At 69.7% G+C, this 25,064-nt stretch carries 21 protein-coding genes; 14 read left to right on the plus strand and 7 right to left on the minus strand.

Features of this window, described 5'->3' with window-relative positions; genetic code table 11:
- Positions 1-206 precede the first annotated feature (206 nt).
- From ACFS27_RS19005 to ACFS27_RS19035, 7 genes are all read left to right on the plus strand, one after another.
- Positions 207-2,558, plus strand: a complete 2,352-nt coding sequence (locus ACFS27_RS19005; protein WP_377185945.1) for a family 43 glycosylhydrolase — start codon at positions 207-209, stop codon at positions 2,556-2,558.
- Positions 2,559-2,662: 104 nt separating this feature from the next.
- Complete coding sequence (locus ACFS27_RS19010) at positions 2,663-3,856, plus strand: MFS transporter (RefSeq protein WP_377185947.1); 1,194 nt, start codon at positions 2,663-2,665, stop codon at positions 3,854-3,856.
- A gap of 170 nt (positions 3,857-4,026) precedes the next feature.
- Positions 4,027-4,728, plus strand: coding sequence for a hypothetical protein (locus ACFS27_RS19015; protein WP_377185949.1), 702 nt, complete (start codon positions 4,027-4,029; stop codon positions 4,726-4,728).
- Positions 4,729-4,778: 50 nt separating this feature from the next.
- Entirely contained in the window at positions 4,779-5,669 is an 891-nt protein-coding gene (gene ypfJ, locus ACFS27_RS19020) for a KPN_02809 family neutral zinc metallopeptidase (protein ID WP_253871583.1), read from the plus strand.
- Between the two features lie 168 nt (positions 5,670-5,837).
- A complete protein-coding gene (gene thrS / locus ACFS27_RS19025; protein ID WP_377185951.1) occupies positions 5,838-7,157 on the plus strand; it encodes a threonine--tRNA ligase in 1,320 nt (439 codons plus the stop codon).
- 256 nt (positions 7,158-7,413) lie between these two features.
- On the plus strand, positions 7,414-8,250 hold the full coding sequence (locus ACFS27_RS19030) for an ABC transporter ATP-binding protein (RefSeq protein ID WP_377185953.1): 837 nt from the start codon (positions 7,414-7,416) through the stop codon (positions 8,248-8,250).
- Positions 8,250-10,859, plus strand: coding sequence for an FtsX-like permease family protein (locus ACFS27_RS19035; RefSeq protein ID WP_377185955.1), 2,610 nt, complete (start codon positions 8,250-8,252; stop codon positions 10,857-10,859). Before ACFS27_RS19030 ends, ACFS27_RS19035 begins: the two co-directional genes overlap by 1 nt.
- Before the next feature lie 109 nt (positions 10,860-10,968).
- On the opposite strand, the gene ACFS27_RS19040 is transcribed toward ACFS27_RS19035, so the two are convergent.
- Positions 10,969-12,363: a serine hydrolase domain-containing protein gene (locus tag ACFS27_RS19040; RefSeq protein ID WP_377185957.1), complete on the minus strand. Its 1,395-nt coding sequence runs from the start codon at positions 12,361-12,363 to the stop codon at positions 10,969-10,971.
- A gap of 22 nt (positions 12,364-12,385) precedes the next feature.
- Positions 12,386-13,039, minus strand: coding sequence for a DedA family protein (locus ACFS27_RS19045; RefSeq protein WP_377185959.1), 654 nt, complete (start codon positions 13,037-13,039; stop codon positions 12,386-12,388).
- Positions 13,040-13,169: 130 nt separating this feature from the next.
- On the opposite strand from ACFS27_RS19045, the gene ACFS27_RS19050 reads away from it, so the two are divergent.
- Complete coding sequence (locus ACFS27_RS19050; protein ID WP_377185961.1) at positions 13,170-14,318, plus strand: sensor histidine kinase; 1,149 nt, start codon at positions 13,170-13,172, stop codon at positions 14,316-14,318.
- Positions 14,318-14,947 (plus strand): response regulator, encoded by a 630-nt coding sequence (locus tag ACFS27_RS19055; protein WP_449302010.1) that lies wholly within the window; start codon positions 14,318-14,320, stop codon positions 14,945-14,947. The genes ACFS27_RS19050 and ACFS27_RS19055 overlap by 1 nt, the downstream gene beginning before the upstream one ends.
- 106 nt (positions 14,948-15,053) lie before the next feature.
- On the opposite strand, the gene ACFS27_RS19060 is transcribed toward ACFS27_RS19055, so the two are convergent.
- Both ACFS27_RS19060 and ACFS27_RS19065 read right to left on the minus strand, forming a co-directional pair.
- Positions 15,054-15,230 carry a hypothetical protein gene (locus ACFS27_RS19060; RefSeq protein WP_377185965.1) on the minus strand — a complete coding sequence of 59 codons (177 nt, stop codon included), beginning with the start codon at positions 15,228-15,230 and terminating at the stop codon, positions 15,054-15,056.
- Positions 15,231-15,232: 2 nt separating this feature from the next.
- Entirely contained in the window at positions 15,233-15,781 is a 549-nt protein-coding gene (locus ACFS27_RS19065) for a hypothetical protein (RefSeq protein WP_377185967.1), read from the minus strand.
- Positions 15,782-15,876: 95 nt separating this feature from the next.
- Here ACFS27_RS19065 and ACFS27_RS19070 point away from each other — a divergent pair, with 95 nt between their 5' ends.
- Entirely contained in the window at positions 15,877-16,212 is a 336-nt protein-coding gene (locus ACFS27_RS19070) for a hypothetical protein (RefSeq protein ID WP_377185969.1), read from the plus strand.
- Between the two features lie 252 nt (positions 16,213-16,464).
- Complete coding sequence (locus tag ACFS27_RS19075; protein ID WP_377185971.1) at positions 16,465-16,764, plus strand: hypothetical protein; 300 nt, start codon at positions 16,465-16,467, stop codon at positions 16,762-16,764.
- Here the strand turns inward: ACFS27_RS19075 and ACFS27_RS19080 are convergent.
- Both ACFS27_RS19080 and ACFS27_RS19085 read right to left on the minus strand, forming a co-directional pair.
- Positions 16,688-16,912: an ADP-ribosylglycohydrolase family protein gene (locus ACFS27_RS19080; protein WP_377185973.1), complete on the minus strand. Its 225-nt coding sequence runs from the start codon at positions 16,910-16,912 to the stop codon at positions 16,688-16,690. The two genes, ACFS27_RS19075 and ACFS27_RS19080, sit on opposite strands and share 77 nt — an antisense overlap.
- 211 nt (positions 16,913-17,123) lie before the next feature.
- Entirely contained in the window at positions 17,124-19,280 is a 2,157-nt protein-coding gene (locus ACFS27_RS19085; protein WP_377185975.1) for a GmrSD restriction endonuclease domain-containing protein, read from the minus strand.
- Positions 19,281-19,604: 324 nt separating this feature from the next.
- Here ACFS27_RS19085 and ACFS27_RS19090 point away from each other — a divergent pair, with 324 nt between their 5' ends.
- Together ACFS27_RS19090 and ACFS27_RS19095 are read left to right on the plus strand one after the other, a co-directional pair.
- A complete protein-coding gene (locus tag ACFS27_RS19090) occupies positions 19,605-20,771 on the plus strand; it encodes a TRAFAC clade GTPase domain-containing protein (protein WP_377185977.1) in 1,167 nt (388 codons plus the stop codon).
- Positions 20,772-20,920: 149 nt separating this feature from the next.
- Positions 20,921-21,172 (plus strand): hypothetical protein, encoded by a 252-nt coding sequence (locus ACFS27_RS19095; RefSeq protein ID WP_377185979.1) that lies wholly within the window; start codon positions 20,921-20,923, stop codon positions 21,170-21,172.
- Between the two features lie 349 nt (positions 21,173-21,521).
- Here the strand turns inward: ACFS27_RS19095 and ACFS27_RS19100 are convergent, their stop codons facing one another.
- A complete protein-coding gene (locus ACFS27_RS19100) occupies positions 21,522-21,809 on the minus strand; it encodes a DUF1330 domain-containing protein (RefSeq protein ID WP_377185981.1) in 288 nt (95 codons plus the stop codon).
- 343 nt (positions 21,810-22,152) lie between these two features.
- Between ACFS27_RS19100 and ACFS27_RS19105 the strand changes: the two genes are divergently transcribed.
- Positions 22,153-25,056: a tetratricopeptide repeat protein gene (locus tag ACFS27_RS19105; protein ID WP_377185983.1), complete on the plus strand. Its 2,904-nt coding sequence runs from the start codon at positions 22,153-22,155 to the stop codon at positions 25,054-25,056.
- Positions 25,057-25,064: the final 8 nt, after the last annotated feature.

Consider the following 25,064-nt stretch of genomic DNA (forward strand, 5'->3'; position numbering starts at 1 on the left):
AGCGGCGGGGGCCGGTCCAGTCTAGTGCCCATCGTCCAGGGATTACGGTGCGATGCCTCACGTCACCGGCGGCACGGGTCTGGACGGGGCCGGTCCGGCGACGGTACCTTCACCACCTGGTACTACGTTGTACCTGCTTCGTCGTCAAGGTGCGCCGGGCAACGTCATCGAGGACGTTCCCCGCCGCCCGAAGGGATGAGAAACCCATGCAGATCCGGTTTGTCGCCGTCCTCGCCTCGCTCGCGCTGGCCCTTGGCGCCAGCGCCCTGCCCGACGGCGGTGGCGGCGCACCAGCAGCGGCCGCTCCACTGCCGTCCGGCAACGGCACCCCGTCCAACGACAGCCCGTCCGGGACCGGCACCCCGTCCGGCACCACCTTCACCAACCCGATCACCGAGCCGTTCGCCGACACCTACGCCGACCCGGCGGTGATCCGCGGCAAGGACGGCTGGTGGTACCTGTACGCGACGAGCGACCCGCTCGTGTCGGGCGGGCCGTTCGGGAACATGCACGTGGCCAAGTCCCGCGACCTGGAGACGTGGGAGTACGTGGACACGATCTTCGACGAGGAGAACCGGCCGGCCTGGGCCGCGAGTGCCTCGTACTTCTGGGCGCCGGACATCCGCTACGTGGACGGTGAGTACGTCATGTACTACACGGTGACGGACACGGAGGCGAACCCCGATCCGTGGGACTACACGATCGGTGTGGCGACGGCGCCGACCCCGACGGGTCCGTGGACGGACTCCGGCGGGCCGGTGCTCGACCCGCGCCCCGCGGGAGGCAGCTCGTACCTGAACACGATCGACCCCGCGCTGTTCGCGGACGACGACGGGACCCGCTACCTGTACTTCGGCGGCTTCAACGGGGGTATCTGGGTCACGGAGCTGGACAAGACGGGGACCCGGGCCGTGGGTGAGCCGACGCGGGTGACGGTCGCCGACCGGTACGAGGGCGCGTTCGTGGTCAAGCGGGACGGCTGGTACTACCTGATGGGGTCGTCGGCCAACTGCTGCGCGGGCCCGGTGACGGGGTACAGCGTGTACACGGGGCGGTCGCGGTCGCCGCTGGGCCCGTTCACGGATCACGAGGGCGTGAGCCTGAACGAGTCCCGGGTGGGTGGCACGCAGGTCGTGGCGCAGAACGGCAACCGGTGGATCGGGGTGGGGCACCACGCGGTGCTCACGGACGTGTCCGGGCAGGACTGGATGCTGTACCACGCCATCGACAAGGACGAGGCGTGGCTGAACGAGCCCGGCGGCGTGAACCGGCGGCCCACGCTGATCGACCGGATGGACTGGATCGACGGGTGGCCGGTGGTCAACGCGGGTGCAGGTCCCAGCGAGGGCCCGCAGCCGGGTCCGGTGTCCGCGAGCGGGCTCGGCATCGTGAGCGGTGACCCGGCGTCGGGGTCCGGGCTCCGGCGCGTGTCGGGGACGCTGGCCGCCGGATCCGACGAGTCGGGTGACGCGGGCGCGATCGCGCGGCTGGTGCCGGACCGGCGGGGTGCCGCGGTGGCACAGACATCTCCGGCCCCGCGGGACGTGCGGGTCGAGGCGGACGTGCGGCTGCCCGACGCCGACGGGGCGGCCACGGTCGCCGTCGGCGGTCGGGAGCCGTCCGGGGTGTCGGTGCGGCTGGACGCCGGGGCGCGCGAGCTCGTCGTCGGGCAAGGCCGTCAGCAGCAGCGGGCTGACGTGCCGGCGAACGTGGACCTGACCTCGTGGCACGTCCTGAGCGTCGAGGCGCGCGACGGCGTGGTCGACGCGCGGCTGTCCTCGAGCGGTCTCGGCGACGTGGACGCAGAGGTGCGGTTCGAGCCGCGCCGCGAGCTGCCCCGTCGGGCGCCCGTCCGCCTGGCGGCCGACGGCGGTGAGGCGCAGCTCGACAACCTGACCGTCGTGCCGGCACACGACCCGGTGACCGAGCGCGTCGCCGAGCCGCAGGCCGGTGCCGTGACGTTCGCCGAGGAGTTCGACGGCGAGCTGGACGCGGGCTGGCGGTGGCTGCACGACCCGGCCTCCGTCGAGATCTCGGACGGTGCGCTGTCGTGGCCGCTGACCGGGCACGACCTGGTGGGGGCCACCAACGACGCGCCGGCGCTGCTGCGCGACGCGCCGGACGGTGACTACGTGGTGGAGGCCACCGTGCACCTGCCGCTGGGCCAGGACACGGTGCGCAACTACCAGCAGGCCGGCCTGCTGGTGCACGCGGGTGACGACGACTTCCTGCGGCTCGCGCCGGTGTCGATCTGGCAGACCCGCCAGGTCGAGTTCGGCAAGGAGCTCACGGCCGACGGCCGTACCTGGTTCGGCGGCCACGTCTCCGGACCGGTCGCCGACACGATGCACCTGCGCCTGTTCCACACCACGGACCCGGCCACCGGTGAGCACGAGTACCGTGCGGCGTCCTCGCGTGACGGCGAGAGCTGGCGCTTCGGCGCCACCTGGACGCTCCCCGCGGGCACGGACCCGGAGGTCGGTATCTACGCGGGCGGCGGCGCCACGCCGGCGACGACGGCCACCTTCGAAAGGTTCAGCCTCCGTACCCTCGGCTAGCCCGTGCCGGACCGTCCAGTGCTGGACATGTGCGCTGCCGGAACGTTTCGACGGCGCAGATGTCCAGCACTCGACGGGGCCGGGCGGGTGTCAGGATGAGAGGCATGGCTACCCCGCGCGCTCGGCCCACCTGGCAGCCCGGCGACGTCCGCGAGGCCGCCGGCGGCCTGTTCGCCCTGGCGCTCGCCACGTTCGTCGCCATCACGACCGAGCTGGTCCCCGTGGGCCTGCTGCCGCTGATCAGCGACGACCTCTCCGTCTCAGAGGGCGTCGCCGGCCTGCTGGTCACCGCGTACGCGTTCATGGTCGCGGTGCTCGCCCTGCCCCTGACGACGGCCACGCGCGGGCTGCCGCGCAAGACCGTGCTGCTCGCCACCCTCGCGGTGTACACCGTGAGCAACGTGATCGTCGCGCTGGCGCCCACCTTCGCTCTCGTCGCCACGGCCAGGGCCCTGGGCGGGGCGTCGCACGCCGTCTTCTTCTCCGTGAGCATCGGGTACGCGTCGCGCCTGGTGCGCGCGCACCTGGCGGGCCGCGCGCTGGCGCTGGTCACCCTCGGCGCGTCGGCGGGGTTCGTGCTCGGCGTCCCGCTGTCGACGGCGCTCGGCACCGCCATCGGCTGGCGCCCCGTCTTCCTGGTCCTGGCCGGGGCATGCGCGCTCGCCGGAGTACTGACGGCACTGGTGCTGCCGTCCGTCCCCGGTGGCGGCGCTCCCCCGGACGACGCCGCCCGCGGCGCCCGCCGCACCGCCCTCGCCAAGGTCACGACGGCGAACGCGCTCGCATACCTCGGCCACTACACCGTCTACACGTACGTGTCGGTGCTGCTCCTGGCCGCGGGCCTCGCCACGGCGGCGCTCGGCCCCGCGCTGCTGCTGATCGGTGCCCTCGGCCTCATCGGCGCGGCCTTCGCCGCCGCCCAGCTCGACGTGCGGCCCCGGCAGACCACCGTGATCACCCTGGTCGTCGTCGCCGGCGGGATCCTGGCGCTCGGGCTCGCGTTCCCCGGCACGGCCGGCACGCTCGCGGCGGCCGCCGTGTGGAGCATCGGCTTCGGCGCCGTCGCCGCCGTCTTCCAGGCTGCCGCCATCCGGACGCGGGGGGCCTCGCCCGACGTCGTCGGCGCGCTGGTCAACTCCACCGCCAACATCGGCATCGGCGGCGGTGCGGCGCTCGGGGCGCTCGTGCTCGACGGCGCCGGGTTCGCCGCCGTGCCGTACACCGGGGCGGCGATCGTCGTGGCGGCACTGGTGGTAGTGCTGGTGGCGCGCCGAGCGTTCCCGCCCGGGCGGGACTGAGGCGGGGCTGGCCAGGCCGGACCGGACCGGGCGTGTGGTCGGTAGTTGGTCACGTGATCGGTCGCCCGAGTTACCGATCATCTGACGGACTACCGACTACTCGGGCTCGGGGGCTCAGCACTTCACCCCCAGAACGCGCGGACGCGCCATCTCGGACGTACCGTCCGCTCATGGGCACCGACTCCCCGAGCGTTCCCGTCACCCTCGCCGACGCACTGCCGAATCTCCGAACGGGCCGCCTGGCCCGGGGAGACGATCTGACCAACAACCGGCCGGCGAAGCACCTGATCGCCCGCCGCCGTGCCTACCGGCGGCAGCACCTCGGCTCCCTGGTGCGCGGGCGACTACGCGGGCAGTACGACCCGAAGCACCGCGCGCTGAGCCGCCGCATCGCCGGGGTGCGGGCCGTCGCGGGCGAGCTCTGGGAGCTCGTGGCCCAGCGACCCATCTGGCGGGTCATCCAGTCGATCCAAGTTCCTTCGTCGAGCTCGGGGCAGCTCCGCTCGCCGGGCACCGCGCAGCACAGCGGCGCCCTGGAGCTCGACCAGCTCGTGATCGGGCCCTCCGGCGTCTACATCATCGAGACCGTGTACCGGCCCGTCCAGGACGTCACCGCCGAGCACGCCCGGAACGCCGCGCGCCGCACCCAGGAGATCCTGGGCCGGGCGACGCGGGTGCCGGTGAGCGTGCAGGCGCTGATCGTCTTCGTCCGGACGGACCAGCCGCGGGTCGAGGGCCCGCGCGACGGCGTCGAGGTGCTCACGGCGGACGAGCTGGTGCCGTGGCTCGAGAGCCGGCGGGCGATGCTCACCGACCGCGAGCTGGAGATCGTGCACCTCGCGGCCCGCGACCGGCGAACCTGGGCCGGCTGAGCGGCGCCGCCCCCCGGGTACGGACGCCTTCATCGAGGTAGCGTTGCCGCGTGACGTTCAGCGAGGGCGGGCAGTTCGAGGGCGGCCGGGTCCGCAAGGGCGGCGGACGCCGTGGCGCGGTCGTCGCGGGCGGCGGAGGCGGCGTGGCGATCATCGTCGCGCTGGTGTACATGCTGGTGACCGGCAACAGCCCGACCGACATCCTCGGCGGGACCAGCGCCGACGCCGGGAGCACGGGCGAGCAGGGATACGTCGGCGAGTGCACTGCGGAGCAGGCCAACGCCGACGCGGAGTGCCGGCTCAGCGGGGTTGTGGACTCGCTGGACGTGTACTGGGCCGCGACCCTCCCCGAGCAGGGCGGGGTCGAGTACGCGATGCCCGAGGTAGTCAGCTTCACCGAGGCGGTCGACACCGGCTGCGGGTCGGCGACGTCGGCCACCGGACCGTTCTACTGCCCGGCCGACACGACCGTGTACGAAGACCTCGCGTTCTACGACCAGCTGTCCAGCCAGTTCGGCGCGGAGGGCGGGCCGCTGGCGGAGATGTACGTGACGGCGCACGAGTTCGGGCACCACATCGAGAACCAGCTCGGGCTGTTCGAGCAGGCCGACCGGTCGGGCACGGGTCCGGAGTCCGACTCCGTGCGCATCGAGCTCATGGCCGACTGCCTCGCCGGGATGTGGGCAGGCAACGCCGCGACCACCGAGGACCCGGACACCGGCGTCACGTTCCTCGAACCCATCACCGAGGACGAGCTCAACCAGGCACTGTCCGCCGCCGCTGCCGTGGGCGACGACAACATCCAGCGCCGGTCCGGCGGCGATGTGAACCCCGAGGCGTTCTCGCACGGCTCCAGCGAGCAGCGCGTCAAGTGGTTCTCGACCGGCTACAACGGCGGCACCATCCAGGACTGCAACGCGCTGGACGCGTCCACCCTCTGACATTACGGTTGTGGGTATGCACCTCAGCGCACGCACGACGACGCCGGTTCCCTCCGGCGCGCGCTGACCCTGCATCTCGCAGCAACCAGGCCCCCGGAGCATGCTCCCGGGGCCTTTGTCGTGCACGACGGCGGATCGGGGCAGCTCCCTCATCGAAGGAGCACCACCATGAACGTCACCGCCAGCCTTGATCACCGCGAGCTCGGCCGCGACATGCGGATCTTCAGCTCGAGCCCGCTGGTCGGTCCCGGCCTGCCGCTGTGGCTGCCCGCCGGTGCGGCCGTGCGGTACGAGCTCGAGCAGTACGCACGTGAGGTCGCGCTGCGCACCGGGTGTGAGCCCGTGTACTCGCCGGTGCTCGGCAAGCGCTCGCTTTTCGAGCGGTCGGGGCACTGGGCCAAGTTCGCGGACGACATGTTCCCACCCATGTACATCGGCGACCCGCACGAGGAGCCCGGCGACGCCGACCCGCTCGTGCTGCGCCCCGCCAACTGCCCGCACCACGCGCAGATCTACGCGTCCGAGCCGCGGTCCTACCGCGACCTGCCCGTGCGCTACTCGGAGCTCGCCCCGATGTTCCGCGCGGAGCGGTCCGGGGTGCTGTCGGGGCTGAGCCGCGTGCGGCAGATCAACCTGGACGACGCGCACGTCTTCTGCCGCCCCGACCAGGTGGGGGCGGAGGTCCGCATCGCCCTGGACGCGGTCCTCGAGGTGCTCGACACCCTGGGGATCGAGGTGTCCTACCTGCGGCTGTCTGGCCGGGACGACTCGGCCAGGTGGCTGGGTTCGCCCGAGCAGTGGGCCTCGGCGGAGGAGGCGCTGGCCGCGGCGCTGGACGCGGTGCTCCGTGCGGCTCCGGCCGGGGTGCCCTGGCGCGCGGTGCCGGGCGAGGCCGCGTTCTACGGGCCGAAGATCGACGTCCAGGTACTCGACGTGCGCGGCCACGAGGAGACCCTCGCGACCGTGCAGCTCGACTTCAACCAGCCGGAGCGGTTCGACCTGACCTACGTCGCGGCGTCCGGCGAACGGGAGCGGGTGGTCATGATCCACCGCGGCACCGTCGGGGCGATGGAGCGGATGGTCGCGTTCCTCCTGGAGCGGCACGACGGGCGGCTGCCGTTCTGGCTGGCGCCGGTGCAGGTCTGCCTGCTCCCGGTAGCCGACCGTTCGCCGGACGCCGCGGACGACGCAGTCGCCCCGGGTGATGCAGCCGACCGGCTGGCCGCAGACCTGCGCTCCCGCGGCGTCCGCGTCCGCGTGGAACGGGACGGATCGCTGGGCAACCGGATCCGCCTGGCCCGACGTCGGCGCGACGCGCTGCTCGGCGTGCTCGGGCCGCGCGAGGTCGAGGCGGGCGTACTCGCCGTGACCGACCCGGCGTCGGGCGCGAAGGTCTCCGTGCCGCTCGCGGAGCTGGGCGAGAGGTTGGCCGAGGCGGCGAGAAATCGAGCGCCCCAGGTTGCCGTTGAGCGCCCACAGGCCCGGTGATGTCTGGAAGATTCGTGCTCCGTTCGTCGTGTACCCGCTCCTCCTCGCTGCAGAGCAGCGTCGTGACCTGCACCGTTGCCGATCAGACTCGTACGACCTGGGTATGACATGTCGGGCAAATGATCAGGCTCAGGCCTGACGCCCCGACCCCCTCGAATCCGTAGGTTCGTGCCTGCTGGCCCGTCGCCCTCCGCGGCGGGCCAGCAGGGCCCAGCCTGAACGGCTCTCAGCCGTCATCAATTCGAGGAGCAATTTCGTGGACACCACCGTGTACGTCCCGGCGGGCCAGTCGGCCTCTGTGCCGGGCAGTGCCGCCCACGCCGTACGGGCCCGGAGCCTGACGAAGACCTATGGCAAGGGTGAGGCCACCGTGCAGGCCTTGGACGGTGTCGATGTCGACTTCGAGCAGGGCCGGTTCACGGCCATCATGGGTCCGTCAGGTTCGGGCAAGTCGACCCTGATGCACCTGTTGGCGGGTCTGGATTCTGCGACCAGCGGTCAGGCGTTCCTGGGTGACACGGAGATCACCGGGTTGAACGACAAGGCGTTGACCCGGTTGCGGCGTGATCGGGTCGGGTTCGTGTTCCAGCAGTTCAACCTGTTGCCGATGTTCACGGCCGAGCAGAACATCACGTTGCCGGTCGAGCTTGCTGGTGGCACGGTCGACAAGGCCTGGTTCGACACCCTGGTCGAGACCCTGGGAATCAAAGGCCGCCTCACCCACCGTCCGGGTGAGCTCTCTGGTGGGCAGCAGCAGCGTGTGGCGATCGCGCGTGCGTTGATCGCGCAGCCTGATGTGGTGTTCGCGGACGAGCCGACCGGGAACCTGGACTCGCGTTCGGGTGCTGAGGTTCTGTCGTTCTTGCGTCGCTCGGTGCGTGAGCTGGGTCGCACGATCATCATGGTGACGCATGACCCGTCTGCTGCTGCGTATGCGGATCGTGCGGTCCTGATTGCCGATGGTCGGATCGCGGGCGACATCAGCGACCCGACGTCTGAGTCCGCCATGGCCGGCCTCGACGCCCTGCGCACCCTCGACCCCGCCGTCGCCACGGGTCCCGCCACCGGCACGACCACCGGGGCCGGTGCCTGATGGCCACCTCCATGCCCACCGCGCGCTTCACCCTCGGGCAGATGCGCCGCAGCACCGGGCGCCTCGCGTCAGCAGGCATCGCCATCCTGATCAGCACGGTGTTCGTCACCGTGACGCTGCTCGCCGGCGGCATCATCGAGGAGACGGCCAGCGACGTCGTGGCGGCGAGCTACGCGGATTCCGACGTCATCGTGTCCGCCGACGAGGAGTCGGAGAGCTCGTTCTCCACCGGTGACGTCGAGGCGGTCGCTGCCGTCGACGGCGTCGGGACCGTCCAGCCTCTCATCACCTGGTCGGGCACCCTGCGCAACGGCGGCAAGGGTGGCTACCAGCTGTTCGCCCCGGTCCCGACGGACCCGCGGCTCTCATCGCTCGAGCTGAGCGACGGCGCCTGGCCGGCCGCCGCCGACGAGGTGGCGCTGACACCCCAGGTCGCCGAGCGGCTCGAGGTGGGCATCGGCGACGAGCTGAGGATCTCCCGCACCCTGTACCCGGAGGGCTGGGCCGAGAGCGAGGCAGAGAACCCGGCAGCCGAGCTCGGCGAGCCGGAGGAGGTCTTCGAGTCACTGACCGTGACCGGCCTCGCCGACGACCCCTACGGCGTCTACACGGCCTCCGGCGGGGCCGCCGCGATCCCGTCCGCCACACTCAGCGCCTGGAACGCCGCCGAGGCCTACCCGTCGGACGTCACCGATCTGCTCGTCGCGCTCGACAGCCCGCTCTCCGACAACAGCGTCCCTGCGGCACTGAGCACTGCGATCCAGGACGTCGTCGGCGGGGACGGCGCTCAGGCGTCCGTCAGGACCACCGAGGCGGTGGCGACGGAGAAAACCTCTGGACTGACCGGAGGCGAAAATCTCCTCTTCCTCGTGTTCGTCATGGCGTTCGCCGCCATCGCGCTGATGATCGCCGCCATGGTCATCACCAACACGTTCCAGGTGCTCATCGCCCAGCGGACCAGGACGCTCGCCCTCCTGCGTTGCATCGGCGCGGGGACCGACCAGGTCTACCGCAGCGTCCTGCTGGAGGCTGCGATCCTCGGCGTCGTCGCCTCCGCGCTGGGCACCCTGATCGGCGCGCTGCTCACCCAGGCCGCGCTGATGGTGGCGCCCAACTTCGACCTCGGTGTCCCGATCCCGGAGACGATCACGCTGACCCCCCAGTCGATCGTGCTGCCGCTCGCCGTCGGCACGGTCGTGACGTTCCTGGCGGCGCTCGCTCCGGCCCGCTCCGCGACCCGCGTCGCGCCGCTCGCCGCGCTGCGGCCGTCCGACGCCCCGACGCTCAGCGCCCGTACCGGCCGCGCCCGCCTCGTGATCTCGGTCCTCTGCGTTCTTGGCGGCATCGCACTGCTCGGCCTCGGCACCTCCCTCGGGAATGCAGGTTCCCTGGAGGTCGGTATGGTCGCGGCCGTCGGCGGCGTCGCCTTCACGTTCTTCGGCGTCGTGCTGAGCGCGGTCCTCTGGCTGCCGCGCGTCGCGGCCGGCCTGGGCGCCCTCGTGACCCGCTCCGGCCCGGCCCCACGCCTCGCGGTCGCCAACACGCTGCGCAACCCGCGCCGCACGGCGGCGACCTCCACGGCACTGCTCATCGGCGTCACCCTCGTCACCATGATGTCCACCGGCGCCGCGAGCGCCCGTGCGACCTCGGAACGCAGCCTCGACGAGACCTTCCCGTACGACCTCAGCGTGTCCGTCACCGTGCCCGAGCACGTCGAGGACATGCGCGACGCCGTCGCCGAGGCGTCCGGCGTCTCGGCCGCCACGGCCGTCACCCACGCGTCGGCCGCCATCGGCGACACGGAGGACATGCAGCTCAGGGCCGCCGACCCCGACGGGCTGGTCGCCGTGGTGAACGTGCCGGACCAGGCGGAGGAGCTCGCGGAGGGCTCGATCCTGCTGTCCCAGGGCACGGCGGACTCTCTGTCCCTCGGCGCGGGCGACAGCACCCCCGTCTCGGGCCCGAGCGGCACGGTCGATCTGACGGTCGTCATCACGGGCTCCATGGCACTCGACCAGACCGTCACGCCCGAGGACCTCGCCCGCGTCACCGACACCCATACCGGGACCGATATCTGGGGCCACATCTCGGGCGGCGACGCAGAGGTGGTGCTCGGGGACATCCAGGAGATCGCCACGCAGGTCGACATCGACGCCATGGTCGTGGGCCCGGCCGCGCAGGCCGCGTCGTTCCGGCAGATCGTGGACGTCGTCCTCGGCATCATGGTGGGGCTGCTCGCCGTCGCCGTGGTGATCGCCCTGGTCGGCGTGACGAACACGCTGTCCCTCTCGGTGATCGAGCGGACCAAGGAGTCCGCGACCCTGCGGGCCATCGGCATGAGCAAGGAGCAGCTGCGCGGCATGCTCGCCGTGGAGGGCGTCCTCATCGCGGGCGTCGGTGCGCTCGTCGGCATCGTGCTCGGCCTCGGGTTCGGCTGGTCCGGGTCGGCCACCGCCCTGCAGATGATGGGCTCCGTGCAGTTTGCCGTCCCGTGGACGGAGCTCGCACTGACCCTCGGTGTCGCCCTCATCGCCGGCCTCCTCGCGTCGGTACTCCCGGCTCGGGCCGCGGCCCGCACCTCGCCGGTGGCGGCGCTCGGGGCGGAGTGACGGTGGGCCGTCGCTGAGGCGGCGCCGGGAAAGTCACGTGAGCGGGCTGCGCCGCGGAGAGCAGGTCTGCTCTCCGCGGCGCAGCCCGCTCACGCTGTGTCTACGCGGCTCAGCGGCTCGGTCGGGCTGCCGCCCGCGCCCGGAACTCGTCGATCGGCCACGACGTCAGGGCGTTGACCCGGACGGAGGTGACCGCGCCGTCGGCGTCCCGCTCCACCTGGACCGGCTCCCCGACCGTCCCGAAGCCAGGGACGGACTCCTGCGCGAGGGCGCCGTCCGAGGCGACGAGGCGCACCGCGACCTCGTCGGGCCGGGCGAAGCGCGGGTTGATCGAGTGCAGGATCCCGCCGAGGTCCACGACGTCGGCCACGCCCCACAGGTTGGCGAATCTCCCCACGGGGGCGTTGTCCGGGATCTCGCCCGCCTCCTCGTCCGCGGCCGCGAGCGCCAGGTTGATCAGGTGGATGACGCCGGTAGCGATCTGGTCGGCGATCCCGTCGACGGAGTTGGTGAGGGCGGACACGACGAGGCCGTCGGCCGGGTCGATCCAGGTGCGCGTGATGTGCCCGGGGTAGCCGCCGGAGTGCCCGACGACCTCGCGGTCGCCGATCTTCCCGAGGGACATGCCGACGCCGTACCGGCCGCGCTCGGCTCCCCTGACCACGACGCGGGACTCCTCGCGCTGCAGGAGGCGCTTGCTCTTGTCGCTGAGCAGCGTGGTGTCGCCGAACACGTGCGTGGCGCCGTAGCGGACCATCTCGAGCGCGGTGGAGTACCAGCCGGTGGCTGCGGCCATGGCGCGGGTGTCGACGTGCGGGACGACGCGGCGCGTGTCGCCGTGCGTGATCCGGCCGGTGTGGCCTGCGGCGTACTCAGCGGCACGGGCGGGGTCCAGCTCGGTGCCGGTCCGCTTCAGTCCCAGCGGTTCGACGACGGCGGCGCGCGCCATCTCGTCGTACGTCTTGCCTGTGACCTGCTCGATGATGATGCCGAGCAGGCTGTAGCCGATGTTCGTGTACTTGAAGTGCTCGTTCGGCTCGAACACGACGCCCTCGGCGCGCACGCACTCCAGCACCTGCTCGCGGTCGAGGAAGGGCCGCTTGTGCTGCCAGAAGTCGCCGTCGGACGAGTCGCGGATGATGCCGGCCTGGTGGCCGAGCAGCTCCCGGACGGTGACGCCGGCTGCGGCCGACCCGTCGAGCTCGGGGACGAGCTCGCCCACGGCGTCGTCCAGGCGCAGCTTGCCGTGCTCGACGAGCCGCATCACGATGACGGCGGTGAACGTCTTGGAGTGGGAGGCGACGCGGAACAGGTGGTCGCTGGTGAGGTCCTCCCCCGTCTCGAGGTTCGCCTTGCCCCAGGCCAGGTCGACGAAGACGGTGCCGCGGCGGCCGACGGCCAGCTGCAGGCCGGGCATGCCGTGGTAGTCGGCCTGGAACGCGGCCCAGCTGGCCAGGTACGGGGCGATCGAGCGGAGGATCTTTGCGGTGCGGTCGTCAGTCACAGCAGCATCATGCACCCCGTGATCAGCGCTTCCGTACGTGCCGGGGGGTGTCCTGGTCCTGGCGGCCCCGCAGGGTCTTGACCAGCCACCACACGACCAGCAGCACGACGACCACGATGACGACCTTCTGGAACACCCCGACGCTCTCCTCGACGACGTGCCACTGGTCGCCCAGCAGGTAGCCCGCGCCGACCAGCAGGGTGTTCCAGACGCCGGAGCCGAGCGTCGTGAACGCGAGGAAGCGCCAGATCGGCATGCGCTCCACGCCGGCGGGGATGGAGATGAGGCTGCGCACGATCGGGATGAGCCGGCCGATGAGCACCGCCCAGTCCCCGTGCCGGTTGAACCAGCTCTCCGCCTTGTCCACGTCCTCGAGCGCCACCAGGGGCATCCGGTCCACGATGGCGCGCAGCCGGTCGCGGCCCAGCCACGCCCCCAGCCCGTACAGGAGGACCGCGCCGACGACGGACCCCGCCGTCGTCCAGATCAGGACCTGCCAGAGGATCAGGGAGCCCTGCGAGGCCGTGAACCCGGCCAGCGGCAGGATGACCTCGCTGGGCAGGGGCGGGAACAGGTTCTCGAGGGCGATCGCAACGCCTGCGCCCGGTGCGCCGAGGGTCTCCATCAGTCCGATGGCCCAGTCGGCGACGGTCGTGGCGAAGCTGTATGTCGTCATGGGATCTACGCTATTCGGCTTCGGGTGGCAGGCGAACTGTGCCTATCCGTCCGGTCTCGCCGGGTACTCCGCAGGTCGGGGTGTGGTTTTCCGCAGTCCGCGCGGCCGACGTCGTCCCTATCCTGGCGAGGTGGACCCCTCCCCCGCCGTCTGGCGCAGCACCCCTGCCCGCATGCTGTGGGGCGCTGCGCTCGGCGCGGTCACGTGGCCGGTGGACCTGGTGGGTGCGGTGGTGGCGCTGGTGCGGCGGGGCGCGCCGCTCGGGGTGGGGTCGCTGGTCGCGTGGCACCGGCGTCGTACGGTGCGTTTTCTCGGCTGGGCCGACCCCGGGGGCGTGCTCACCTCTCCCCGGGCCGCCCGGTATCTCGGGGCGCGGGTGGGCGTCGGCCTGGTGGGCACGCTGGTGCTCGGGCTGCTGTGGTACGGGCTGTTCGGCGTGGTGGTGAGCCTGGCGTCGTGGCTGTTCGACGTGCGGCTCACCGTGGACGCGTCGTTCCAGGGCGACGGGCTGGCGACGTCGGACGTGCTGGTGCTCGTGCCGATCGGAGCGGTGCTGCTGTACCTGGACCTGATGGGGCTGATCGGCGTGGGGCTGCTGGACCGGTCGGCGGCCGCGCGGTGGCTGGCGCCGAGCCGGAGCGAGCGGCTGGAGGCGCAGGTCGAGTCGCTGACGGTGAGCCGGGCCGAGCTGTTGGCCGCACTGGATGCGGAGCGAGGGCGGATCGAGCGGGACCTGCACGACGGGGTGCAGCAGCGGGCCGTGGCACTCGGGCTGCTGGTGAACCGGGCACGGCGTGCTGTTGGTCCCGGGTCTGCTGGGGCTCTGTTGCTGGAGCAGGCTGGGTTGGAGGCGGAGCGGCTGGTGACAGACCTGCGGGAGGTCGCGTGGCGGGTGCGGCCCACCGCGCTGGACACGCACGGGCTGGCGCCGGTGCTGGCGGAGCTGGTGTCTCGGGCGGGGGTGCCGACGGAGCTGGAGTGGGACTCGCCTGGGCGACTGCCGGCCGGCGTGGAGACGACGGTGTACTACGTGGTGGCAGAGGCGCTGACCAATGTGGCGAAGCATTCGGCGGCTGGGGCGGCTGGGGTTGTGGTGTCAGTTGTTGACGAGACGGTTCGCGTGGTGATCAGCGACGACGGCGTCGGCGGGGCTGTGGTCTCGCCCGGACACGGGCTGGCTGGGCTGGCCGGGCGGGTGGCCGCAGCGGGCGGGTCTCTTCTCGTGGCCAGTCCGGTCGGCGGGCCGACCCGGATCGAGGTGACCCTGCCGTGCGCGTGATGCTGGCCGAGGATTCCGCCCTGCTCCGCGAGGGCATCCGCAGCCTCCTGACGGACGAGGGGCACGACGTCGTCGCCGCCTACGGCTCCGCTGACGGCCTGATGGCGCGGCTGGCGGCCGAGCGGCCCGACGTCGTCGTACTGGATGTACGCATGCCGCCCACCCATACCGACGAGGGCGTGCGGGCCGCGGTGCAGATCCGGGACCGGTGGCCCGAGGTGGGGATCCTCGTGCTGTCGCAGTACGTGGAGCGGGAGTTCACGCAGGTGCTGCTCGGGGACGACGCGCGCGCCGTCGGGTACCTGCTCAAGGACCGGGTGATGGGGGTGGACGACTTTCTCGACGCGCTGGAGCGGGTGCGCGTCGGGGGGCTGGTGCTGGATCCGGATGTGGTGCGGCAGCTGTTTCGGGACACGTCGCATGCGCTCGGGGTGCTGACGGAGCGGGAGCGGGAGGTGCTCTCGTTGATGGCCGAGGGACGGACCAATGCGGGGATCGCTGCGGCATTGTTCGTGTCTACGTCGGCGGTGGAGAAGCACTCGAATGCGATCTTCGACAAGCTGGGGTTGGTTGCGGAGGGTGGGTATAGCCGGCGGGTGCTGGCTGTGTTGCGGTGGTTGGAGTCGTAGTTCTGGGCCGGATCTCGACCCGTGCACCCGGAGGAAGTGATACCGGACGGACCATGTTGCCCTCCGTAGACACCGTCTACTCTCGGCAACACGATCCGCTCGCAGATCACGCCAGGCAGAACGCCGTTGCGGTGGCGGCCGCGAACGAGATGCCGCTGTACCCCGCGATCACCACGACTGGGGTGACCGGATGTGGCGTCGGACAAGCCGCGTCGAGGATCTTCTTGACCGCCTTGGCTTCCGCTCGGGCCTCGAACACGTGCTTGGTCGCCGTCCGGCCCACTCCTACCGCATGCTCGCCGACCCAGACTTTCTTGCCCTGGTGGAACTTCGCGTTGATCGAGAAGCCTCGCGGAACTTTGCACGGGCCGTCTCGCGGGCTCCGTCACCCGCCTTGTTCAAAGAGAGATCGCGGCCGCGGTCGGCTGGTGACAGTTCTACCGCAGGTTCCGGCGAGGCGGGTCTCGACAACGGAATCGGTGCGAGAGTCTCAGGCACGATCGGCGTCCTGGCTGGAGCTGACACTGGCGCCTTCGCCGTTCGTATCGACTCCGCTGCGGCCGCTTCGTTGCGGGCCGCGGCGCGTGCCTTCTTCTCCCGCCGCTTCTCCTGACGGGCGTGCCAAGCAAGCGCCGCGGACTCGATGGTCGCGAGGTGCTCGGCAGCCCGCGGGTGTTGAGAATCCTCCGGAACCGCCACCTTGGCTCCGATGTCCCAGTAGCCGATCTGCTCGCCGTCGACCTTCACGTATAGGACCGGTGGTCTCTTACCGTAGGCATTCGAGAACCTGGTGGTGATCGTCGGCCCGGCGTCGAGGTCCTGGTCATCGGCCATGACTGGAAACTAGCGGGGGCGACCCCGCGACGACCTATCACTGTGGTGGGGCGACAAGCGGCCGAATGTCAGATGCTCCGCCTACGCTGCCGACCATGACGACGGAGATCGAGTTTCCTGGCCTGGTCTGGGTGAAGGACCCGGTGAACGCGACCACTGGCGTCCTCACCGGCGAGCGCCCGCGGCGGCGGCACCATGAGGACTGTTGGCATTGGTACCGCGACGAGCAGGGTGGCCTCCTCGGCCCGCCGCCGTACCCAGCGAGCGACGAGCAGATGCGGGAGCTGCCTCACTGCAAGACCTGTGCCGCCGACTTCACCGAGCGCACAACGAGCACGAGCGCGGGGTCCGCAGCCAGCAGCCGCACGAGCAACTGCGAGACGTGCGGGATGACGCGGTCGTCATCGGGGTCTTGCTACTGCGACGACTGATCCGTCACGAGGCCATCGTCGTACGTGGACAGCGCCTGGGTGACTCTGCAAATGAGGTCGTCGCCGCTGTCGCAGCTTGCATGTAGACGGAACTGGAACCCTCATAGTCACCACGGACCACGTAGGAAGGGGCGTGTGAAGCCTGACTGCAGGACATCTTTGGTTTCCTCGACGAGGAGTGCCGTACGCGGTATAGCGACTCATTCGCCCGTCCGAATTCGCACTCACCCACGACTCTAGAAGGAGACGCACGTGATCTTGGCCGTCGACGTGGAGCCAACCTCCGGCACGAGCCGCTTTCGCCTGATGATCCGCGATGGCGACCAGTTGATCGGCGAATACGAACGCACCGGGGAGAAGGACATTGAGCGGAAGAAGGCAGAGCTCGCGGCGACCGCCGACTACCTTGTAGAGCTGTTCCACAAGCATGGGCCGTTCGTGGTTCGATGGGACGGCGCTCAGCGCATCAAGGCCGTCAAGGACGAGTTCGGCAACAAGATCGGCGAGATCTCGAAAGAGCACTGGCGCAAGCCGTCCTGGCAGAACGGCTAGGGTGCAGATCGCCACCGGTAGCGGCGACGCGAGCGATGCACACAGCCATCTGCGTGTCGTCGGAGTATTCCCCCGGCGCGTACGGCCCCAGACCGCCGCGCTTCATCTGTGGGTCACCGGTGAAGCGGGGTGCGACCTCGTAGGGCACGCCGAGGGCGTCCCCGGCGGCCTGAGCGACCAGGACGCCGCGGGCGCGATCGATCTGTGCGGGTGAGAGATCGGGGTGTTCATCAGGGCTCCGGAAACCACTCGTCCACCGTCACAGTCGTGACGTAGGTCGGGACGTTCTCGACCGTCGTCACCATCACGCCGTCGGGAAATCGCCAATCATTGACCTCCCGTTGTGCCAAGGGTCTTTCCTACCGAGCGATCGACTCCTCGGCCTCGGGCAGGTCCCCTACGCCGTCACTCGGCGCAGGCTTCTCACCCCGATACGCAGCGCGCACGTCCGCCAGGTTGCGTCCGTCCTCCAGGCGCCAGAACGCCCAGCCGTTCGTGACCCCGCCCTTGACGTGCTTGCCCGCCGCAGACGGGCTGGTGAAGACCGACCCGCCGACGTCGAGCGCCCCGCTCGGTGTGACCCTCGCGGTGGCGTCACCCCACGTCCCGGGCCGAGCCTTGAGGACCGTTCCCGCCGGGAGCAGTCCTGCGGTGACGAGGTCGTTCACCTCGACCCAGGTTTGCACACTCGTCCTGGAGTCGCTGATCTCGCCCGTGTGTCCGGCTGGCACTGGCCAGGCACGCAGCACGATGTCGATGAGATCGGCCGTCCGCTCGTCGATACGCGTCTCGTCCCAGCCGCCCGCGGAGACTTCGCGGAGCCGCTGGTTCAGCTTGAGCACGTCATGCTGGGCGAGCTTCGCGTACTTGCCGTTCGGACCGAGCCAGCTCCCGTTCGACACCGCAGAGTTAAGCTTTGCGGTCAGTAGCGTGAGGTTACCCAGCCGGTGCACGTGCGCGGCCCGTTCAGCACGGGACACCTCGTCGTGGACGGGCCAGTGGGCCTCCCATTTCTGCGGCAGCAGGTGCTCTATCGGGTATCCCCTGCGGTCCACCTGGTGGGCGTGGTACTCGCTCCGCAGATAGTCCTCGACCGCCTCCAGCACCATCCGAAGACGCGACCGCGGATACCGCCGGTAGGCCGGCACGGTGGACAGGTAGCCCCGTATCTCGGCGTCTCCAGGCCAGTAGGAGCTAGCGACGGTCTGTCCCCGCAAGAAGTGCTCGACAGTCGCAGCCAGGTCCTCCGCGCTTGCGGCACGCGCCGTCCGGAGGACGTTCGCGACGACGGACCCGAGATTGCTGGTGGTCAGGCGGAGCAGACTGCGCCGCACGACCCAGCTCTCGACAAGCCCGATCACGCGATCGATCACAGGCTGAGGCAAGCCGCGCCCAGGCTCGTGCAGCCACAGCAGCACGGGCTTGAGCAGCTCGATCCCGTTCGCCTGCATCCGGTAGACGTTCATCTCGGTGACCGTCAGGTTTCGGTCGGGGTCCGCGGCCGACGTCGTCCATGCCTCGTACTGCTCGGCCTGTACCTTGATGGCCCGCAGGAGATCGATCATCTTCTGTTTCGACTCGTGCTCGACGAAGTGCTTGAACCGCGTGAACGTCGACTTGGTGGGGATCTCCTCGGCCGCCCGCGCGACGAGCCACTGGTTGAGAAAGAGCGCACCACGGGTATAGGTCACTCGCCCGACAGCCAGCTCCGCCTCCCAGAACTTCGACTCGAACGGCCAGTCCTCCGCGTACACCTTGGCGGTGTCAGCGCCGTCCGTCTCCAGCTTCTGGAACACGAAGTTCTTGATCAGGTCAGCCGCCGTCAAGGGCGTGCCACGCGCATTCAGAGTCTCGAAGATTTCCTGCGAGTTTTCGTTCACCTGGAGGTCGATCACCACGATCTGCAAGCCCTGCTGCAGCACGTGCGCCAGAGCCTGCGCCCGTAGGGCGAACTCCCGGTCATTCCCAGGACCGAGCCACACCTGCACCTCGCCGGTGAAGTACCGGTGCGCTCCTACGAGCCGCGACGTCGGATGGGACAGCCGCTCATAGTCGATCGGAGGGTCTGATCGCATCACTTCCTCGAAGGCGGCCCGGTCCCGATTGGTGTGCCTGATCTTCAGGCGATCAGCCTCGTCCTGGACGAAGCTCGCCGAGTTGTGGGTCAACGTCTCCATCTGCGACGCCAGGTTGTCCTGGCCTGCTTCCTCGAATACGGCGGCAGTGGCGTCCATCAGGAGCTGGAGCGTCGTCAGACGCTGCTGACCGTCAATCACGTTCCTGGCCGGCACAGAGCCCACCGACCGGTCTTGAACCTGCAGCACGACAGCTCCCAGGAAGTGCGCCGCAGTGCGGAACGGGTCGCTCATCCGCAGTTCGGCCATCCGCCGCACGTCCGCCCACAACGGAGCCCACTGTTCCGTCTCGTCCCACACGTACGGACGCTGGAACAGCGGCACGACCAGATGGTGCGGCAGGTTGAAGATCTCCATCGGCGTGCGGATGTTCGTGTCCACGCGGGCACGCTCCCTCGGATCGGCTACGGCGATCCTGCCCACGGACGTGGCACACCGCAATCATCTCCACGGACTTCATCCCCTGCGCCGCGGCCAGAGGGTGCGCGCACGACGCGATACGGCATCTCGTCGAGGGCCGTTATCCGGCCCAACAGTTCAACAGAGAACTTGTCGCCCCTACGTCCTGGGCTTGAGCCGGCCGGAACGACCGCCGGCGTCGTGTCACCCTGCCCATCACCTAGCTGCTGAAACACCCATCGCCGCCCGGGTGATATTGGCGAGTTCCCAGTTCCGACAGCACAGCCCAGGGGTAGCGTCACCGCCATGGCAGCGACTCGGGTGCGGGAACAGCACATCGCAGTGTTCGGTGGTTCCGGCAGCGGCAAGACCGTCCTCGTCTCGTCGTTCTACGGCGCGGCGCAGGAGCAGACATTCGTGAACGAGAGCCTGTTCCATGTCATCGCTGATGACACCGGCCAGGGAAACCGATTGCGGCAGAACTACCTAGGCATGAAGAACCAGGCGAAGGTGCCCGAAGGTACCCGCTTCGCAGCGACGCCCTACTCCTTCACGATCAAGCTCAAGGACCAGGGCGACGCCAAGGCCGCCAGAGCGCGGGCTTTTGATGCGCTGCGCCTCGTCTGGCACGACTACCCGGGCGAGTGGTTCGAGGAGGAGCCCAGCGGAGAGACGGAGGAGGAGCGTCGTCTAACCACGTTCCGGTCGCTGCTGCGATCGGACGTCGCCCTCGTCCTGGTCGACGGGCAGAAGCTCCTCGACCACGCAGGTGAGGAGGAGAAGTACCTCAAGTCGCTGTTCTGGGGTCTGCGTGACGGGATCCTGCGTCTCAGGGACGACCTCCTCGATGAGGGCGAACCACTGGTCGAGTTCCCACGCATATGGATCATCGCGCTGTCCAAGGCCGACCGTCTCCCGGACCTCGATGTGCGCGCGTTCCAGGACCTCGTCGTCGAGAAGGCCGCCGGCGACGTCGCCGCGCTGCACGACGTGATCAAGGGCATGGTGCAGGTCCCCGATGCGCTGTCGATGGGCGAGGACTTCATGCTGCTCTCGTCTGCCAAGTTCGAACCGAACAAGATCGAGGTGACCGAGCGGGTCGGCCTCGACCTCCTCCTGCCGGTCGCTTCCCTGTTGCCCCTGGAGCGCCTCGTTCAGTGGTCCGAGAGGTTCGACATCCCGCGTAAGTGGCTGGACCGGCTCGCAGACAACGCCGACGCGCTGGCGGCCGCCCTCGCCGGGGTGGGTGCTGTGACCGCCCTCCTGAACAAGGTGCCCAAGGTCGGTCCGGCGCTGGGCAAGGTCGCCCTCCCCGCGCTCGCCGGGGCGATCAAGCTCGGCGTGCCGAAGATCAAAGAGGCCAACACCGAGGCTCGGGCGAACAAGGACCACCTGACGACTGTTCTGACCCAGTTCCGGCTCGACCTCGATCAGGGTGTCAAGGACGGGCTCCTCGTGAAGAGCTACCGGTGAACCTCATCTGGGCTACACGCGGAAGGTCCTGGGGATTCCGGTTCCTCCTGGACGGTGGACTAACCGACCCGCTCCCTGTCTACGACGACGCATTTGGGGGAACCGAGGGTGAGCCGACGATATGCCGGCGCGTCCGCACACACGTGACCTTGCGTTTCCCCGACCCCGAGGGTCGCTCCGACGAGGCGGGGCGCGTCATTCCCCACGACATCGTGGCCCTGCCGCCGCTGGCAGACGACATCCGCTCCGTCGATGACGGTCAACGAATCGTCTGGCCACTGATCGCCGACATCTTCGCCCGCCTGTGGGACCGCGATCGGCCACCGTCGGCTACCGACATCAGGAGAGCCATCGGTGAGAATCCGCCAGGCCTCGACACCGACGAAGGGTTCCGGGCTTGACCACACCACCTCCCTCACGCCGCTCCTATAGCCATGACTTCGCCGGAGGCCCTGGACCATCTTCTGTCAGAGACGAACCTCAGAAGCAGGAAGACGGAACGTACGACTTCAAGGTCATCTTCGGCACCGACCTCTGCCGACACCTCGCGGCGAACCCGTTCGCGCTCGAGGTCGAGGCCCCCCGCAGGCGCCCCTGAAGCTACGCGCTACCGAGCAGGCTCAGCTTGCCCAAGTGGTGTTCGAGTTCGCCGCGTCGCAGACGCGCACCCAAGCGACTGGACGTTGACCGCCGAGCGATCAAAGCGACCGTCGCAGGAGCCATTGCCTCGGACCGAAACGGCCAAACGCCTCAGGTGCCTTCCACGAGGACGACGCGAAAGGTTGCTCCGTTGAAACGGTGCTTCGCCGCAGCTTGGTAGGCAGGGCTGTCGTACCACGTGCGCGCCGCGGCCGCGGTGGGGAACTCCAGCACCACGGCTCCCTCCGGCGCCGGGCCTTCAAGCACCTGCTGCGGACCGTAGGCAGCGAGGATCTTCGCTGGATGCCCCTCGAACGTCTTTCCGACTTTCTCCAGATACTCGTCAAGCTCGGACTGGTCGTGCGTGCTCTCTTTGAAGAACATGATGTATGCACTCATGACGAAGCCCCTTTGAACGAAGATCCCACGCAGCATGTGTGCAGGAACGGCTGGCCAACGGACCGTTTCATTCCTACGGGCCATGAGCATAACGCCTGGTCACCGGGGAACTCAGGGCATCAACCTGCGCCGTCGACCACTCACACCGCGCCAAGGGCGACACGATCCAGAGGTTCGCACTCGGTGCTGTCTGACGTCAGGCACCGGGAACGGATCTGACACGGTAGGGCAGCCACGCAGTCCCGCCCAACACCCAGCTCTGCCGTGATGAACCATGCCCGCCGTTCCACTCGCGAAATCACTTACCTTCCCGAATTGTCCGGTTGCTCGTACCCTCGTGAGGGTGACGGAGGCGGGCTTCGGGGGTTACAGGGGCAAGAGCGCGCGGCGGCTGTGGGTATACGGCATCGCATCCACGCTCGCCGTCATCGTGGGCATCGCCGCGGCGGTCCTGCCGGAGTCGGTGCCGACCTGGGTGCGGCAGACGATGGTCGCGGGCGCGGTCGTCGGCGGCGTCCTTGGCGCGACGCTTCTGGAACGCTGGTTCACTCTGCACGACCGGCACCAGGAAGCGGCCGACAGACAGGCGCGCGACCGCCTCGCCTCGCAGCAGCTCGGCGTGCGACCGCCGGGGGACGACGATGCGCCGGGCCGGCTGCTCTCGCCTGTTCGAGACGGTGACGAGCAGATAGTCCGGTTCGTCGGCCGCGACGACGTGCTCCAGCAGCTCGTCGACTGGTGCATCGACGACTACGACCCCGGCAGACGCTCCCTGCGGGTACGGCTGGTGACCGGGGCCGGCGGCGTCGGCAAGACACGCCTGGCGCACGAGCTGCAGCGAGCCATGCGGACGCAGCACGGCTGGGAGTGCCGCAACCTACGCACCGGTGTCGAGGCAGAGGCCATGCAGGTGCTGCGCCGCGGCCACCGCGAGGCACCGGTCCTGTTCATCGTCGACTACGCGGAGAACAGGAGTGAAGGTGTCGCCGAGCTCCTGCGTCAGGCGAACAACGATCCCGGTGCCGTACGCGTCCTTCTTCTCGCACGGCGAGGTGGTCTGTGGTGGTCGGACCTGTGCCAGCAGTCCGATGTCGGAGCGGTCGTCGGCAGATATGACCCGATCGAGCTCTCTGCTCGGGTCGTCCCGCACGACGCGGAGGACGGGCACCTCGCAGAGCAGCAGAGAATCGTCGACGTCGCGGTCCAGGACTTCGGCGCCTTCCTCGGCAAGCGCCCTGCGCAGCTGACGCTGCCCGACGTCGTGCCCGCTGCGCGAATGCTCGATCTGCTCTCCATCGCACTTGTTCATGTGCTTCGAGTCGAAGCACATGCGCCCGACGTCACGACCAGCCCACGGCGCACCCAACCAGACGTGTCGATGCACGCAGTGTTCGATGAGCTGCTCCGGCACGAGGCACGAAGCTGGACGCGATCGGCGGACGAAGCCGGTATCCCCAGCGACGGCCAGACACTGCGAATCCTGGTGGCGGCGGCGTGTCTCCTCGGCGCGGAGAGCCAGGACGAAGCCGAGTCGCTGGTCCACCGCGTCGCTCGGCTGTGTCCGCCCGGTACCCATCTGGACCCCCGGGCGGCCGCACGCTGGTTGCGTGAGCAGTACCCGCCGAGCATCGGCCTCCCGGACAGCTCGGACGACCTGGTCCTCGTTGGCGATCCTGGCTGGATCGGAAGCCTGCATCCGGACCGCCTCGCCGAGCACCTCGTCGTGTCGATGCTGACGGCCACCGACGTCAGCGACACGACACGTGCCCTGGTGAGCGCCGAACGGCGCGATGTCCTGCTGAGCGGCCTGAGCGAACGCCAGGCAGTACGGGCGATGATCGTCCTGACGCGCGCTGCCTCCGATCCGTCACGAAGCCAGGACGACAGGCCGGCGAACGGCTCCAGTTCACACGGCCAGGATTATCAGTCCACGAACGAGTCCGATCCGGATCGTCTCGATCCACGCAGGGGTGACGACGTCGCGCGGCTTGCTCTGGAGCTCGTGCATGGCATCGACGTGAAGTGGCGCACCATCAGCGCCGTCCACGAGCTGCTCCCTTGGCCCGATCCACCGAGCGCGCTGCACGAGGTAGGCCACGACGTCGCTGTACTGCTTGTCCGCGCGGTCAACAGCGACCGGCTCTTCGAGCGCACTGCCAGGACCGCCCACGCACAGCATGTGCTCGGCAACTGGACCTTCACCCTTGGCTACTACGACAGGTCCCTCGCCGCACGGGAAGAAGCGACCCGCCTGTACCGGAAGCTCGCCCGGTGGCGCCCGCGCCGCTACTGGTCGGGCCTGACCAGGTCTCTGGACAACCTGGGTGACTCGTACGCCGTCCTCGGGCGCAACGACGAGGCACTCGACGCTCGTCACGAAGCAGCAGGAACCTGGCGCCAGCACGCACAGGTCGACGCCGTCCGTCTTCTCCCGGACCTCGCGAAGTCGTTGCACAACCTCGGAGTCACCTACCGAGACCTCGGCCATCCGCGCGAGGCGCTCGTCACGCACAGGGAGGCTCTGGCCGCCCGACGACGTCTTGCCGGGCAGCACGACGGCCACCGGGCCTCGCTCGCCCGGTCGCTCAGCTCCATCGGGCGCTGCCACACCGACCTCGGCGACACCGAGCAGGCACGCTCCGACTACCACGAGGCGCTGGAACACTGGCGGCAGCTGGACATGCAGACTCCGACTCGCTACGAGCCGGATCTCGCACTGGCCCTTGGAGATCTCGGGGCGACGTACGGCCAGCTCGACCTCCCCGAGGCAGCGCTCGCCCTGCATGAGGAGGCCCACGAGATCTGGCTCCGGCTCGCCACCCGGAACCCGGTCCGCTTCGAACCCGGACGCGCGCGCTCCCTGACCAACCTCGGAACCGCGTACGCGGACCTGGGCCGCGTGGAGGAGTCCGTCCGAGCCCACGACGAGGCCATCGCCGCCTACCGAGACCTCACGCAGAAGTATCCGAGCCGGCGCGAGCAGAACCTCGCCTGGAGCCTCGGAAGCTCCGCGGCCTCACTCGCACTGTGTGGACTCGACGATCTCGCGCAGGAGCAGTTCGCCGAGGCGGTCGCGCTGTATCGGCGCCGTTATGAGACGGGCATGCGGGCAGTTCTGTTCGTCACCGCCTACCGGTCCACCTTGAACGGGTACGCGACCCTGCTGGCCAGCGCCGGACAGCATGACCGAGCCCGCGCGCTCCGGGACGATGCCGAACCGATCGATCAGTTCCTCACCGACGTCTGACCTCCGTC

Source organism: Promicromonospora vindobonensis (assembly GCF_042685865.1).
Taxonomy (GTDB): Bacteria; Actinomycetota; Actinomycetes; order Actinomycetales; family Cellulomonadaceae; genus Promicromonospora; species Promicromonospora vindobonensis.